Here is a 14,754-nt window from a genome sequence, read left to right as displayed (position 1 = left end):
AATCTTTCCCGCCGGAGGATCGTCGGAGACTGCCGTCAGGAGATGCCGAGCTCGTTCTCCAGCACGTCGAACAGCTCCTCGTCGGTGGCGGACTCGTAGTCGTGCCGGGTGTCGTCGTCGGGGCGGCCGGCCCGGTCCTGCCAGCCGCGCAGCACCGCCTCCAGCCGGGCGGTGATCCGGGCGTGCTCGTCGCCGGACACCGCGGCCAGGGCCTTCTCCAGCCGGTCGAGGTCGGCGAGCACCGCGTCGGCCGGGTCGGCGTCGGGCACCACCAGTTCGGCCTTCAGGGCGCGGGCCAGGGCGGCCGGTTCGGGGTGGTCGAAGACGAGCGTGGCGGGCAGTCGCAGCCCGGTGACGGTGCTGAGCACGTTGCGGAACTCGACGGCGGCGAGGGAGTCGAAGCCGAGGTCCTTGAACGCCCGGCCGGGTTCCACCGAGGCCGGGCCGGGGAAGCCGAGCACGGCGGCGGCGTGCGTGCGGACCAGGTCGAGCAGCAGGGTGTCCCGGTCGGCGTCGGAGAGCCCGGCGAGCCGCTGCGCCAGCGGTGGCCCGCCGGCCGGCACGCCGCCGGTGGCGGTGGGCCGGCCCGGGGTGCGGACCAGGCCGCGCAGCACGGCGGGCAGCGCGTCGGTGCGCCGCCGCAGCGCGTCCAGGTCGACCCGCACCGGTACGGCGGTGGCCCGCTCGGCGGCGACGGCCGCGTCGAACAGCTCCAACCCCTCGTCGGTGGTCATGGCGGGCATCCCGAGCCGGCGCATCCGGTGCAGGTCGGCGTCGTCGAGGTGACCACCCATCCCGGTGCCGGTGGCCCAGAGGCCGTAGGCCAGCGAGGTGGCGGCCAGCCCGTCGGCGCGGCGGCGCTGGGCGAGCGCGTCGAGGAAGAGGTTCGCGGCGGCGTAGTTGGCCTGCCCGGCGCCGGCCACCCAGCCGGCCGACGAGGAGAAGAGCACGAACGCGGTCAGGTCGCGGTCGCGGGTGAGGTCGTGCAGGTGCCAGGCGGCATCCACCTTGGGCCGCAACACCCGGTGCAGCTGTGCCGGGGTGAGGGCGTCGACAAGCGCGTTCTCGGCGGTGCCGGCCGCGTGCACGACAGCACCGAGCGGGTGGGCGGCGGGCAGGTCGGCGAGCAGCGCGGCGACCGCGTCCCGGTCGGCGACGTCGCAGGCGGCGACCGTCACGTCGGCACCGGCGGCGGTGAGCTCCGCGACCAGTTCCGCCGCGCCGGCCGTGGCGGCGCCGCTGCGCCCGGTCAGCAGCAGTCGGCGTACGCCGTGCCGGGTGACCAGGTGCCGGGCGACGAGGCTGCCCAGCCCGCCGAGGCCACCGGTGATCAGGACGGTGTCGTCGACCGGCCACGGGGTGCCGGTCTCGCCCGTCTCGACGGGCATCCGGGTCAGTCGGGGCACCAGCAGCCGACCGTCCCGGACGGCCACCTCGGGTTCGCCGGTGGCCAGCGCCGCCGCGAGGTGGTCGGTGCCGGTGTCGTCGGTGTCGACCAGCACGAACCGGCCGGGGTGTTCGGCCTCGGCGGCCCGGACCAGCCCCCACAGGGCCGCCGGGGCGGGTTCGACCGGGCTGTCGCCGGCCGCCACCGCGTCCCGGGTGAGCAGCACCAGCGTGCTGTCGGCGTACCCCGGGTGGGTGAGCCATCGGCGCAGCAGCCCCAGCAGGCGTTCGGTGGCCTCGTGCACGGCGGCGGGCGGGGTGCCGGGCGGGTCGAGGGTGACCACGACGGTGTCGGGTGCCGGGTCGGGCAGCTCCGCGTCGACGTCGACCAGGGTCCAGCCGTCGGCGACGGCGTCCGGGGCGGGGACGGGCTGCCAGTCCACCTCGTACAGGTGGCGGTGCCGGCTGCGGGCGGCGGCGCCGAGCGCGTCGGCGGCGACCGGCCGGACCACCAGCTGTTCGATGGTCGCGACCGGGTTGCCGTGCCCGTCGGCGACGGTGACGGCCAGCTTGTCGGCGGTGGCCGGGAAGATCCGGATGCGCAGGGTGGCGGCGTGCGCGGCGTGCAGGGTGACCCCGCGCCAGGAGAACGGCAGCGGGGTGTCGCCCGCGCCCTCGTCGACCAGGTTGGCGTGCAGGGCCGCGTCGAGCAGCGCCGGGTGCAGCAGGAACCGGGAAGCGTCGGTGGCGGCGGCCTCGGGCAGCGCCGCTTCGGCCCAGATCTCGGCGGCGTCGCCGTCGCCGCGCCGCCACACCGCGCGCAGCCCCTGGAACACCGGCCCGTAGCCGTAGCCGTGGTCGAGCAGCCGGTCGTAGAGGCCGTCGAGGTCGACGGGTTCGGCCCCGGCCGGCGGCCACGCGGACAGGTCGGCGGCGGCCGGGTCGGCCCCGGCCTGCCGGACCAGGACCCCTTCGGCGTGCCGGGTCCAGTCGGTGTCCTCGGCCGCGTCGTCGGGCCGGCTCCAGATGCCGAGGGTACGGGCGCCGCTGTCGTCGGCGGCGTCGACCGTGACCCGCAGGGCCAGGCCGCCGTCGGTGGGCAGCACCAGCGGTGCGCCGATGGTCAGCTCGTCGAGTACCGGGCAGCCGACCTGGTCGCCGGCGCGCAGGGCGAGTTCGACAAGCCCGGTGCCGGGGACGAGGACGGTGTCGAACACCGCGTGGTCGGCGAGCCACGGCTGGGCGGTGCGGGAGAGCCGGCCGGTGAGCACCACGCCGCCGGTGCCGGGCAGGTCGACGACCGCACCGAGCATCGGGTGTTCGGCGGGCAGCTGGCCGAGCCCGGTGGTGTCACCGGTGCCGGGGGGCAGGTCGAGCCAGTACCGCTGGTGCTGGAAGGCGTAGGTGGGCAGGTCGACCTGCCGACCGCCCGGGTGCACCGCCGCCCAGTCCAGGTCGACGCCGCTGATCCACGCCTGGGCCATCCCGGCGGCGTACGCCTGCACCTGGCCCTCGTCGCGCCGCGCCACCGGGTCGGTGGCCTGGCCCTTGTGGCGTCGCTGGAGCGGGATCGCCACCGCGTCGTCGACGCAGTCGGCGACCATCGCGGTGAGCACACTGTCCGGCCCGATCTCGATGAACCGGGTGACCCCGCGTTCCTTGAGCGCGGCGACCGCGTCGGCGAACCGCACCGTCCCCCGCACCTGACCCTGCCAGTACCCAGCACTACCCAACTCGTCATCGGTGGCAAGATCACCGGTCGCCGTGGACACCAACGCGATGGCAGCCGGGCTGGCGACCACCCCGTCGAGGACCCGCCCGTACTCCGCCAACATCGGATCCATCAGATGCGAATGGAACGCGTGCGACACCCGCAACCGACGCGTCTTCACCTCAAGACGAGCCTCCAGGCCCGCAATCTGCTCCTCCGTGCCCGACACCACCACCGCACGAGGACCGTTCACCGCCGCCACATCGACGCCATCGAGATCCAACTCATCCAGCGACGCCGCGACCGCCAACATCGCCCCACCGGCGGGCAACGCCTGCATCAACCCACCACGCGCCGCCACCACCCGACACGCATCCTCCAGCGACCACACCCCCGCCACATGCGCGGCAGCCAGTTCACCGATCGAATGCCCGGCGACGAAGTCCGGCTTCAGACCCCACGACTCCGCAAGACGGAACAACGCCACCTCCACCGCGAACAACGCCGGCTGCGTCCACCCCGTCCGATCCAGAACACCATCCGGATCGGTGAACATCACCTCCCGCAGATCACCACCCAACAACGGCCCGAACGCCGCACACACCTCGTCCAGGGCAGCGGCGAACACCGGGAAGGCATCCGCAAGCTCACGACCCATACCGACCCGCTGCGCACCCTGACCCGTGAACAACACCGCCGTCCGACCAGCGGTCACCCGACCCGACAGACCGGTGCCGGCGGCCAGGGCGTCCAACTCTGCCGTCAGTTCGGCCCGGAGTTCCCGACCGCCCGTCGACTCGGTCCACGGACCCGGGTCGGTGTTCGATCCGGCCCGGACCTCCGGGGCGGTGGGCGACCCGACCGGTGCGCTGCCGACGGCCACGCCCCGGAACTCCATCCCCGACCGGTTCACCCCGAGGGAGAACCCGACGTCCGCCGGACGCTCGTCGGTCAGGAAGCCGCGCAGCCGGTCGGCCTGCGCGGCGAGCGCCGCCGCCGACCGGCCCGACAGCGGCCAGAGCACCACCGGCGGCGCGACGGTGGCGACCGGTGCGGCGAGTTCGGTGGCCTCGACCGGCTCCGCCGTGGGCGCCTGCTCCAGCACGACGTGGGCGTTGGTGCCGCTGAGCCCGAACGACGACACGGCCGCCCGCCGGGGTCGTCCGGTGTCCGGCCACTCGACGGCCTCGGTGAGCAGCCGGACGTCGCCGGCCGTCCAGTCGACGTGTGGGGTGGGCTGGTCGACGTGCAGGCTGCGGGGCAGCAGGCCGTACCGCATCGCCAACACCATCTTGATCACTCCGGCGACCCCGGCGGCGGCCTGGGTGTGCCCGAGGTTCGACTTCACCGAGCCCAGCCAGAGCGGCTGCTCCCGGTCCCGGCCGTAGGTGGCCAGGATCGCCTGGGCCTCGATCGGGTCACCGAGTCGGGTGCCGGTGCCGTGTGCCTCGACGGCGTCCACCTGGTCGGCGGTGAGCCGGGCGTTGGCCAGGGCGTCGGCGATGACCCGGCGTTGCGAGGGGCCGTTGGGGGCGGTGAGGCCGCTGCTGGCGCCGTCCTGGTTGACCGCGGTGCCACGGACCACGGCCAGCACCCGGTGCCCGTGGCGTTGGGCGTCGCTGAGCCGCTCGACCAGCAGCACCCCGACACCCTCGGCCCAGCCGGTGCCGTCGGCGGCGGCGGCGAACGGTTTGCACCGGCCGTCGGCGGCCAGACCCCGCTGCCGGCTGAAGTCGACGAACGTCTCCGGGGTGGCCATCACCGTCACGCCACCGGCCAACGCCAGGGTGCACTCCTCGCGGCGCAGCGCCTGGATCGCCAGGTGCAGCGCGACCAACGACGACGAGCAGGCGGTGTCCACAGTGACCGCCGGGCCTTCGAGGCCCAGCACGTAGGCGACCCGGCCGGAGCAGATGCTGCCGGTGTTGCCGGTGCCGATGAAGCCCTCCAGCTCGGCGGGGATCTCCGGCAGCCGGCTCGAATAGTCGTGGTACATCAGCCCGGCGAACACCCCGGTACGACTGCCACGCACCGAAACCGGGTCGATGCCGGCCGATTCGAACGCCTCCCAGGACGCCTCCAGCATCAACCGCTGCTGCGGGTCCATGGCGATCGCCTCGCGCGGGGAAATGCCAAAGAACTCGGGATCGAAAAGTGCGGCGTCGGAAAGGAAACCGCCGGTCCTCGCGTACGTCTTACCGGCCTTGGAATCGTCGGGGTCGTAGATGTCCTCGACGTTCCAACCCCGGTCGTCGGGAAAGTCGGAGACCGCGTCCGTCTCGTCAACGAGGAGCTGCCACAGCGCCGCCGGGCCGTCCACGCCACCCGGAAAGCGGCAGCTCATGCCAACGATCGCGATCGGGTCGTACTCCCGGCGCTCGGCCTGACGCAGCTGCCGGCGGGCCTCTCGCAGATCGGTGGTGGCCCGCTTCAGGTACCCGAGAAGCTTCTCCTCGTTCTCCATCTACGTCTCCCGCCACTAGCCCCAGCCGGGCAGACCCGGGCCAATATCGACTCACGGGTCAGCGCGGCGGCAATTGTCGAAACAGAGAGCTTCTTCAGGCATTGTTGGTTGTTCGCGATGACCCTACGGCGGCCCGACGCACCCTTGACCCCCTACCGCCCCCAGAGCGCCCCCTAGCCCTCGACGGTCCGACCTCGACCGTCGGCAACCGCTCCCCGGCCCGCCGCAGCGGCGGGCTGGGGTTGCTCGCCGCTGCGGCGGGCACCGGCCCGGCGGCGCACGTACAGTCGGGAGGGTCCTGGCCCCACCGATCATCGGCAGGCCCGGCACCGCGCGGATCACCGCCGGCTCCGGTCTGCCGGCCCGAAGGAGCACAGTGAACCGACGCCACCGGACCACCCTCGCGCTCATCCTGACCGGCACGCTGCTGACCACAGTCGCGGCGGCACCGGCGCAGGCCCACCCGGCGAAGCTCCCCGACGTCATCGCCCTGCCCGACGGCTTCCAGCCCGAGGGCATCGCCACCGCCGGCCGGTACGCCTACCTCGGCTCCCGCGCCACCGGCGCGATCCAGCGGGTCGACCTGGTGACCGGCCGCGGCAGCCAGCTCAGCCCGCCGACCGGCACCCCGTCGCTCGGCCTGAAGATCGACTCGCACGACCGGCTCTTCGTCGCCGGGGGCACCACCGGGGACGCCCGGGTGGTCGACACCCGAACGGGGCGGGTCCTGGCGAGCTACCAGTTCGCCAGCGCGCCCACCTTCGTCAACGACGTCGTGCTCACCGGGGACGCCGCCTGGTTCACCGACTCGTACCGGCCGGTGCTCTATCGGGTGCCGTTCGGCCGGCACGGGGCGCTGCCCGCCGCCGACGCCGTCACCCAGGTGCCGCTGACCGGGGCGTACCAGCAGGTCGACGACGCGATCAACGTCAACGGCATCGTGGACACCCCGGACGGCCGGGCGTTGATCGTGGTGCAGTCCAGCACCGGGAGCCTGTTCCGGGTGGACCGGAGCACCGGGGTGACCACTGTGGTCGACGTCCCCGGCTACTCGTTCGTCGCCGGGGACGGGCTGCTGCGCGACGGCCACACCCTCTACGTGGTGCAGAACCGGTTGCAGCAGATCGCCGTGGTCACGCTGAACGGGTCGGGCACCGCCGGCACCGTCACCGGGACGCTCACCGATGCGGACTTCGACGTGCCGACCACGGTCGCCAAGGCGCTCGGCCGGCTCTATCTGCCGAATGCCCGCTTCACCACCACGCCGACGCCGACCACGCCGTACACGCTCGTCGCGGTCAGCCCGGCCTGACCAGTCACCCCGGGGTACGCGGGGACACCACGGAGGTAGGCCCCTCAGCGGATGCTGAGGGGCCTACCTCGTCGAACTGTCGGGCAGCCGTCCGAGCTGCGGTGGAGCGCCAGCCCGTCCGGGTCAGGCGCGGGACCACTTCTGGCTGGCCACCCCGAGGCAGTCCCACAGGTGCAGCTTGCCACCGTTGTTGGGGTTCTGGTCACGGACGTCGACGCACCGGTTGGCGCTGAGGTTGACCAGGTCACCGGCGCCGTTCAGGGTGAACCGTTGGGCCGGGTTGCCGTTGCAGGTGACCAGGTTGACCTCGGTGCCGTTGGCGGTGCCGGCCCAGGCCGGGTCCATGCACTTGCCCATCGCGCGGACGGTGCCGTCGGTGGCGAAGGTCCAGGCCTGCGCGGCGGTGGTGTTGCAGTCCCAGATCTGGAGCTTGGCGCCGTCCACCGGGTCGGCGCTCGGGATGTCGATGCACCGGCCACTCTGCGCGCCCCTGAGCCGGGTGGTGCCGGGGGACGGGTTGTCACCGCCCGGCACGTAGCTGGAGACCCGGACGTAGTCCACGAGCATCTGCTGGGGGAACTGGGTGGAGCCGTCGGGGTATCCGGGCCAGTTGCCACCCACCGCCACGTTGAGGATCATGAAGAACGGGTGGTCGAAGACCCAGCGGTTGCCGCCGAGCCGGGCCGGATCGACCCGGTGGTACTCGACGCCGTCGAGGTACCAGGTGATCAGGTTCGGCTCCCAGTCCACCCGGTAGGTGTGGAAGGTGTCGGCGAGGGGCTGGCCGATGGTGCGACTGCCCGTGATGCCGCCGCCGCCGGAGTATCCGGGGCCGTGCACGGTGCCGTAGACCGTGTTCGGCTCCCGGCCGATGTTCTCCATGATGTCGATCTCACCGGCGTTGGGCCAACCGGCGCTGCCCATGTCGTTGCCGAGCATCCAGAACGCCGGCCAGATGCCCTGGCCGCGCGGAATCTTGATGCGCGCCTCGAACCGGCCGTACGCCTGGCTGAAGGTGGCGGCGGTGAGCAACCGGGCGGAGGTGTACTCGCACCGGCCGTAGTGGCACTGGTAGTTGGCCGGGTTCTCCTTGCGGGCGGTGATGACCAGGTTGCCCTGTCCGTCGTGGACGGCGTTGCTGGTGCTGTTGGTGTAGTACTGGCGCTCGTTGTTGCCCCAGCCGCTGCCACCGATGTCGAAGCGCCATCTGTTCTGGTCGACGGGGGTGCCGGCGGAGGCGTTGAACTCGTCCTGCCAGGTGATGCCGCCGATGGCGGCCGAGGCGGTCTCGGTCTGGGCCGGCAGGACGAGGGCGGCGGCGAGGGTGACGAGGGCGACCGCCGCGCGGGCGAGGGATCGGGACCGTGGGACGGGTCGGGTTCCGAGCACGAGAGGCTCCTTCGGGGCGACATCGGAGGCGGGCGGGTGCCCGCCAGGGAGAGCGCTCTCCACGAAGAATGTCGATACGTCACTCTTCTGTCAAGAATGTTGACAGTTAAGTCGGACCCACGACCACCCGGAACCCCCTGGTGACGAGATGGACACTCTCGGTTATCAGGGGCGTTGCGCGCGGATCGGGGTAGGGGGCGGGCCTCCCCGAAGGGGGCGCTCAGCCCGGAACTGGCCGGGGGCCGGGTGCGGGCGGGACGCGGTGCGGACCGCCCGCCGGCCGGCCGATCAGTGATGCAGCCCGCGCCAGGAAGGGTTGCTGCCACGCCAGGCGTCGGCGAGGATGACCGCCGCCGCCCGGCTCGGGCACTGCTGCACGCGGGAGCGGCCCGACGCCCCGCCGATCTGCGCCTGGACCTCCCAGGCCTCCCCGTCGGTACGGATGTACACGTCCCGCCGCCCGCGCGGGCTCGGGTCACCGTTCCACCAGTGCTCCTCGACCATCATTTGCCGACCGTATAGCAAATCGGCCTCAGGACGTGAGTCACGACTTCGTGGAGGTCCCCCACCGACCCGCCCCGGTCACCCCTGTCGGGGGGTGAGCAGGTAGTCGTCGGCCTCCGCGCTCCAGGCCAACGCGACCTCGTCGGCGGTGGCGGCGGCCTTGCAGAACTGGAGGAAACTGCGGTAGCCGAGCTTCTTCTCGCTGAACTCGGGGCGGGCCCGACGGAGTTGGTTCTTGAGGCCGGAGAGCGCCACCGGGCCACCGGACGCGGCCAGTTCCGCCACCACGGCCCGCAGGAGCGCGAAGGCCACCTCCTGGTCGCCGTGCTCGGGCAGGGACACCTCGGGATCACCCTTGGCCGGCCCCTCCGCCAACTCGACGACGTTGTGCCCGGCGAGGTGGCGCAGCAGTTCGCCGAAGGTGCGGAAACCGTAGTCGGACTCGCTGAAGGTGGGGTCCTTGCGCAGCAGGGTGCGCTTGAGCCGGGAGGCGGTCACCTCGCCGTCGGAGCTGCCCTGGAGGCCGGCGACGGTCTGCGCGACCAGCACCGCGAGCGCGTCCGCGTCCCGTACCGGCTCCTCGGCGGCCGGCGGGCGCTCGGGCTCCGCCTGTTCCTGCTCCACCTGTTCCAGCTGCTGGGGTTCCGCCGGCCGGGCCGGTCGGCCACGCCGGCCGCGGACCGGCAGGACGTCGACGCCCTCCAGCCGGTCGTAGTAGAGGAACTCGTCGCAGGCGGGCGGGAGCAGCGCCGAGGTGGACTTCTCCACCCCGACCCCGATGACCCGCTTGTTGAGCTCGCGAAGCTTGTGCACCAACGGGGTGAAGTCGCTGTCCCCGGTGCAGATGACGAAGGTCGAGATGTAGCCACGCTCGAAGGCCAACTCGACCGCGTCGACCGCCATCTTGATGTCGGCGGCGTTCTTGCGGGACGCCCCCATCCGCTGCGGGATCTCGATCAGCTCGACGTGTGAGCGGGTGAGCATCCGGCGGTCCTCGTCGAAGTACGACCAGTCGGCGTACGCCCGCCGCACCACCACCCGCCCCCGCTCGGCGAGGGCGTCGGCGATCGGGCGGAAGTCGAACGCCCGCCCACCGTGATGCTCCCGCGCCCCCAGCGCGAGGTTCTCGTAATCGAGAAAGAGCGCGATCCGATCCTCTTGATCCACCCAGGCAGCCTACGCCCGCACACCCCACCCCACCCCACCCCGCGCCGAACCACCCCACCCAGGATCTCCCCACCCACCCACCCCACCCCACCCACCTCGGTGATCAAGAGGTTTGCGTCATCAGCGTCGCCGGATGCTGACGCAAACCTCTTGATCACCGCTGACGGGTGGTCGCTGCCGTGTGCCGGGCCGCCCGCAGGGCGGGGCGGGGGGTGGTAACGGGTGGGGGGCGGGGGGTGGGGGGGTCAGGGGTGGGGGGTTTCGGCGAGGGTCTTGATGCCGTTCAGGAGGGACTCGATGTGGGAGCGGAGCTCGCCCAGCCGGAACTCGACGATCTGCTCCTCGTGCTCCGGGGCCCGGTCGATCACCACGCTGAGCCCGGAGCGGCCCGGACCGATCCGCACGGACTGCCGCAACCGGGTGCCGGTCTCCGCCGCTTGCAGCTCGAAACGCCAGCTGGCTGACGGTGACGTGACAGTGGAACGGACGCCGTCCGGGCCGGCGAACACGCCGTCCAGGTCGGTGACGACCCACCCGAAGACCCGCTGCTGGTCCAGCTCGGTGACGTACGAGGCGGTCCGCCACTCGCCGACGTTCGGGTGGCTGTTGTAGCCGACGAAGCTCGCCCCCATGGCCAGGCCGTCCGCCCCGTCGCGCCACTCCACCCGCTGCAACTCGGTGCTCAGTCGGGCCGGCAGGTGAATGTCGGTCACCAGCTCCCAGACCCGGGACGGAGTCGCCTCGACGTGGACCTCGTAGGCCACGCCCGGCCCATCGGCATAACGCAACGTCGCCACCTTCGCTCAGACCCGGCTCACCGGATCATCGACAAGGCGATCGACGATAGTGCATGTCGGAGACGGGCGGCCGGACGGCTCGGCTCCGCGAGGCGGTTGCCGTACCGGCGTCACCGGTCCGGCCCGGCGGCCGGCGGCGTCGCCATCTTGTGGTTCTGCCCCGGCGTGCGGAAGTGGTGGAAGCTGACGGTGGCGCTGACCTCCAACGCCTCCACCCAGTGCCACCAGCCCACCGGGACGAACAGCATCTGCCCCGGCCCCAGCACGGTGTCGAGCACCGTGGCCTCGGCGTACCGGGGGTGCCGGGTGAGATCCGGGTGCGCCGCGTCGACCGCGCTGAACGTGCCGCCGCGCGGATAGACCAGGTGCCGCTCGTACGACGGGACCAGCCGGACGTGCTTGCGGCCGAGCACCTGGCAGAGCAGCACCGAGCTGTTGTCCACGTGCAGCGGGGTCACCGTGCCGGCCGGCCCCAGCAGCAGGTGCCCGAGCCCGGACGGGTCGACGATGCCCTCCGGCGTCCGCACGTCGGCGGCGAGCGGGCGCAGCGCCCCGGACCAGTTCTCGTTGCGCGGCACCATGTAGTAGTCGTTGGTGCGGGTGCCGGAGCCGAGCAGCGCCAGGTAGTCGCGGAACGCCATGGTGGTGCGGTGCCGGTCGTACTGCCAGGCGTGGTCCGGGTTGGCGTCCCGCCCGGTCATCACCTCGACCTCGGCGTCGCCGCAGGCCGCCGCCAGGCCGTCCAGGGTCCAGCCGAGGGCGGGCCAGTCGGCCATCAGACCGTCCAGCACGACGGGTCGGTTGCCGAAGTAGTACCGGGCGAAGAACTCCCCGGGCGTGATGTCGGTGCGCCGGTCCAGGGTCCGACCGCCGTCGCTGTTGCGCAGCGTCCGGTACGTGTCGAGCACCGACTCCATCCAGTCGTAGCGCAGCGCGAGCCGGCGGCACACCGCGAAGTACGGGTGGGCGGTGAGTTCCCGCAGCTCGGCGTCGACGGCCTCCGGGGCTGCGGACCCGGCGACGGCGGCGGCCCGCGCCTGCTCCACCGACGCGCCCATGGCCAGGTTCTCGACCAGCCACTCCCGCCACGCGGAGTCGAGTCGGGGCGGGACGAGGGTGGTCATGCCACGGCCGCCGGGACCACGGTGAGGTGGGCCGGCCGCGCCGCCTCCGGGCAGGTCGGGTACGAGTTCTTGACGTGCGCGGGAAGGTGTTCGACGGCCGGCGGCGGGGTGAGCCGGGGCTGCCGCCGGTACTCGGCGCAGTTGACGTAGGAGTTCTTGACGTGGGCGGGGATGTGGTCCGGAGGCGGGGTGAGCCGCGCCTCGCGGGCGTGCTCCTCGCAGTTGACGTAGGAGCCCTTGACGTGGGCGGGGAAGTGGTCCGGGAGGTTCGTCATGAGCCCAGTCAACGGGCCGTCACATCCCGACCACCAGGGACCGCCGTCCCGGCCGCCCGGGACGTTTCAGCAGGCCATGGGTAGAATCCCGGCCGGAAACGATCATCGGAAAGGGCCATGACGAAGAGGTACGAGCTGCCGCTGCTGGTGCTGACCGCGGCGACCGGCGCGGTCGACGGCGTCAGCTACCTGGCCCTGGACCGGGTCTTCACCGGCAACATGACCGGCAACGTGCTGTTCATCGGCTTCGGGTTGGCCGGGGTGTCCGGCCTGCCGGTGCTCAACAACCTGGTGGCCCTGCTGGCGTTCATGCTCGGCGCGGTGCTCGCCGCCCGGTTGACCCGGGGCGCGTCGGGGCCGGCGAAGCTGCCCGCCGCCGGACTGGCCATCCTGGTCGGCGGCGGTGTGCTGACGCTCGCCCTGGCCGGTATCTGGCTCGCCACCGGCCCGCCGGCACACGGCGCGATGCTGGTCGTCACCGGCCTGCTCGCCCTGGTGCTCGGCGCGCAGGCGGCAGCGGTCAAGCACATCGGCATCCGGGACCTCTCCACGGTGGTGGTGACGATGACCATGGTGAACCTCTCCACCGACAGCCGCGCCGCCGGCGGCCCCGGTACGGCGTGGGTCCGTCGGCTGGGGGCGATCACCGCGATGGGGCTGGGCGCCTTCGTCTCCGCGGTGCTGACGTTGCGGGTGAGCGGGGCGGTGGCTCTGGTCGTGGCCGGCGTGCTGTTGGCGGTCGGCACGGGGCTGATCGCGGTGATCCGCCACCGGGAGGTCGCCGCGGCGGCGGCGGACGACGGGTCGACCGCCGACGGCCGCTGACCAGGCGTCGGGTTCAGTCCTGCGGGCTCAGTCCCGCCACGGCCAGTCGGAACAACCGGTTCGCCCGGACGGCGGGGTCGGGGTGGTGCTCGGTGGCCAGGACGATGCCGACGATCAGCGTGATCAGGTCCACGACCGTGACGTCTGCCGCGACCGTGCCGTCGCGTACGGCGCGGCGCAGCAACGGGCCGGCCGCTTCCTCCAGCGTCGCCGAGCAGCTGTTCTCGTGCACCGGTTCGGCCTGGGCCCCGTCGTAGGCCAGTGCGGCGGCCAGTCCTCGGGCCGAGATGGAGTAGGTGACGACGTCACCGAGCCATTCCAGGAGCGCCTCCCGGCTGTCGCCCCGGGCGGTCAACTCCTGGGCGCGCACCCGCAGGGCCTCGATCCGTTCCCGGGAGACCGCCTCCAGCAGGGCCCGGCGGGTGGGGAAGTGGCGGCGGACGGTCGCCGAGCCGACCCCCGCGGTGCGGGCGATCTGCTCCAGGGAGGCACCAGCGCCGTGGGCGGCGACCTCCCGCTCGGCCACGGCGAGGATGCGCGTGTAGTTGCGCCGGGCATCGGCGCGCTGGCCGTCGGGCATGGCGTCCTCTCCGAGCTTGTTAAGTGGCGGGGCCCGCCGTATCGTACCCGACAGCAAACGGCGGGCCCCGCCGTTTAACCGAAGGAGCACCATGTCCACAGCTTCCGCCCCCGTCCTGGTCACCGGTGCCACCGGTCGGCAGGGAGGTGCGACCGTCCGCGCCCTACGCGCGGCCGGGGTTCCCGTCCGCGCCCTGGTGCGCGACCCGGCCACCGACCGGGCCAGGGCCGTCGCGGCGCTCGGCGTCGAGCTGGTCACCGGCGATCTGCACGATCGCGCTTCGGTGGTCAGGGCCGCCGAGGGCAGCCGCGCCGTCTTCTCCGTGCAGATGCCCGCCATGAGTGCCGAGGGCTTCGACTTCGCCGGCGAGGTGACCCAGGGAATCAACCTGGTCGAGGGCGCCAGGGCCGCCGGTGTGCCACAGTTCGTGCACACCTCCGTCACCGGTGCCGGCCAGCACGTCGAGGCTCCCGGCTGGGCCGAGGGGCGCTGGCCGTCGATGGCACCCGTGCTGGGTGCCAAGAGCGCGATCCAGGATCGGGTGCGGGCGGCCGGCTTCCCCCACTGGACGCTGCTCAAGCCGGGCTTCTTCATGGAGAACTTCCTCCCGTCCATGGCGTTCCTGTTTCCGCGCGGCGTCGAGGGCGGCCTGGTCAGCGTCCTGAACCCGGCGACCCGGCTGTCCCTGGTCGCGGTAGACGACATCGGCCGGGCCGCCGCCGCAGCCATCGCCGACCCGGAACGGTTCGACCGGGTCGAACTGGAACTGGCCAGCGACCACCTGTCGATGACGGAGATCGCCGAGGTGCTCTCCCGCGCCCTGGGCACCCGATTGTCCGCACCCGAGATGACCGAATCGGAGGCCCTCGCCGCCGGCATGCCGGCGATGGGCGCCAACCACGAGTGGCTGAACGCGGTCCCCCAGCCGGGCCGCCCGCAGTACGCGAGGGAACTCGGCATTCCACTCACCAGCTTCGACACCTGGGCGCGGGAGCACCTGCAGGCCGACGCCTGACCTCCCCCGACCTGCGGTGGGCGGTGCGGAACCACCCAGCACGGGCGGGGAAGGCCAAAAACTTTTGTGGGATTCCTACAACGGGCACCGCTCAGGGTTCGGTGATTACGACATGGCGCTACCGCCCGGCACGCGGAAGGGTGATCGCTGTCGGGGGTCAATACCTCGCGGCGCGTACTCGTGGGTCTACCGGAGGAGTCGGTCG

At 72.6% G+C, this 14,754-nt stretch carries 11 protein-coding genes; 3 read left to right on the top strand and 8 right to left on the bottom strand.

The window, feature by feature from the left end; translation table 11 throughout:
* Positions 1-35: 35 nt before the first annotated feature.
* Positions 36-5,561 (bottom strand): SDR family NAD(P)-dependent oxidoreductase, encoded by a 5,526-nt coding sequence (locus ACIG87_RS24640; protein WP_396853557.1) that lies wholly within the window; start codon positions 5,559-5,561, stop codon positions 36-38.
* A gap of 376 nt (positions 5,562-5,937) precedes the next feature.
* On the opposite strand from ACIG87_RS24640, the gene ACIG87_RS24635 reads away from it, so the two are divergent.
* Positions 5,938-6,873: a superoxide dismutase gene (locus ACIG87_RS24635; RefSeq protein WP_396853556.1), complete on the top strand. Its 936-nt coding sequence runs from the start codon at positions 5,938-5,940 to the stop codon at positions 6,871-6,873.
* A 123-nt stretch (positions 6,874-6,996) separates the two neighbouring features.
* Here the strand turns inward: ACIG87_RS24635 and ACIG87_RS24630 are convergent, their stop codons facing one another.
* The 6 genes from ACIG87_RS24630 to ACIG87_RS24605 all read right to left on the bottom strand — a co-directional run bounded on the left by ACIG87_RS24630 (position 6,997) and on the right by ACIG87_RS24605 (position 12,129).
* Positions 6,997-8,262 (bottom strand): family 16 glycosylhydrolase, encoded by a 1,266-nt coding sequence (locus tag ACIG87_RS24630; protein ID WP_396853554.1) that lies wholly within the window; start codon positions 8,260-8,262, stop codon positions 6,997-6,999.
* A 288-nt stretch (positions 8,263-8,550) separates the two neighbouring features.
* Positions 8,551-8,769, bottom strand: a complete 219-nt coding sequence (locus ACIG87_RS24625) for a hypothetical protein (RefSeq protein WP_091251726.1) — start codon at positions 8,767-8,769, stop codon at positions 8,551-8,553.
* A 75-nt stretch (positions 8,770-8,844) separates the two neighbouring features.
* Positions 8,845-9,933 carry an NYN domain-containing protein gene (locus ACIG87_RS24620; protein WP_396853553.1) on the bottom strand — a complete coding sequence of 363 codons (1,089 nt, stop codon included), beginning with the start codon at positions 9,931-9,933 and terminating at the stop codon, positions 8,845-8,847.
* A 245-nt stretch (positions 9,934-10,178) separates the two neighbouring features.
* Positions 10,179-10,721: an SRPBCC family protein gene (locus ACIG87_RS24615; protein WP_396853551.1), complete on the bottom strand. Its 543-nt coding sequence runs from the start codon at positions 10,719-10,721 to the stop codon at positions 10,179-10,181.
* 119 nt (positions 10,722-10,840) lie between these two features.
* Positions 10,841-11,854 (bottom strand): cupin-like domain-containing protein, encoded by a 1,014-nt coding sequence (locus ACIG87_RS24610; protein WP_396853549.1) that lies wholly within the window; start codon positions 11,852-11,854, stop codon positions 10,841-10,843.
* Positions 11,851-12,129 carry a hypothetical protein gene (locus tag ACIG87_RS24605; protein WP_396853547.1) on the bottom strand — a complete coding sequence of 93 codons (279 nt, stop codon included), beginning with the start codon at positions 12,127-12,129 and terminating at the stop codon, positions 11,851-11,853. Before ACIG87_RS24605 ends, ACIG87_RS24610 begins: the two co-directional genes overlap by 4 nt.
* A gap of 117 nt (positions 12,130-12,246) precedes the next feature.
* Here ACIG87_RS24605 and ACIG87_RS24600 point away from each other — a divergent pair, with 117 nt between their 5' ends.
* A complete protein-coding gene (locus ACIG87_RS24600; protein ID WP_396853545.1) occupies positions 12,247-12,954 on the top strand; it encodes a YoaK family protein in 708 nt (235 codons plus the stop codon).
* A gap of 13 nt (positions 12,955-12,967) precedes the next feature.
* On the opposite strand, the gene ACIG87_RS24595 is transcribed toward ACIG87_RS24600, so the two are convergent.
* Positions 12,968-13,534 (bottom strand): TetR/AcrR family transcriptional regulator, encoded by a 567-nt coding sequence (locus tag ACIG87_RS24595; protein ID WP_396853543.1) that lies wholly within the window; start codon positions 13,532-13,534, stop codon positions 12,968-12,970.
* A 91-nt stretch (positions 13,535-13,625) separates the two neighbouring features.
* Here ACIG87_RS24595 and ACIG87_RS24590 point away from each other — a divergent pair, with 91 nt between their 5' ends.
* Positions 13,626-14,549 carry an NmrA family NAD(P)-binding protein gene (locus ACIG87_RS24590; RefSeq protein WP_396853541.1) on the top strand — a complete coding sequence of 308 codons (924 nt, stop codon included), beginning with the start codon at positions 13,626-13,628 and terminating at the stop codon, positions 14,547-14,549.
* Positions 14,550-14,754 lie beyond the last annotated feature (205 nt).

This window comes from Micromonospora sp. NPDC051925 (assembly GCF_044548625.1).
Classification (GTDB): Bacteria; Actinomycetota; Actinomycetes; order Mycobacteriales; family Micromonosporaceae; genus Micromonospora.
The sequence above is the reverse complement of the archived record's forward strand: the minus strand, read 5'-3'. Positions and strand labels throughout refer to the sequence as shown.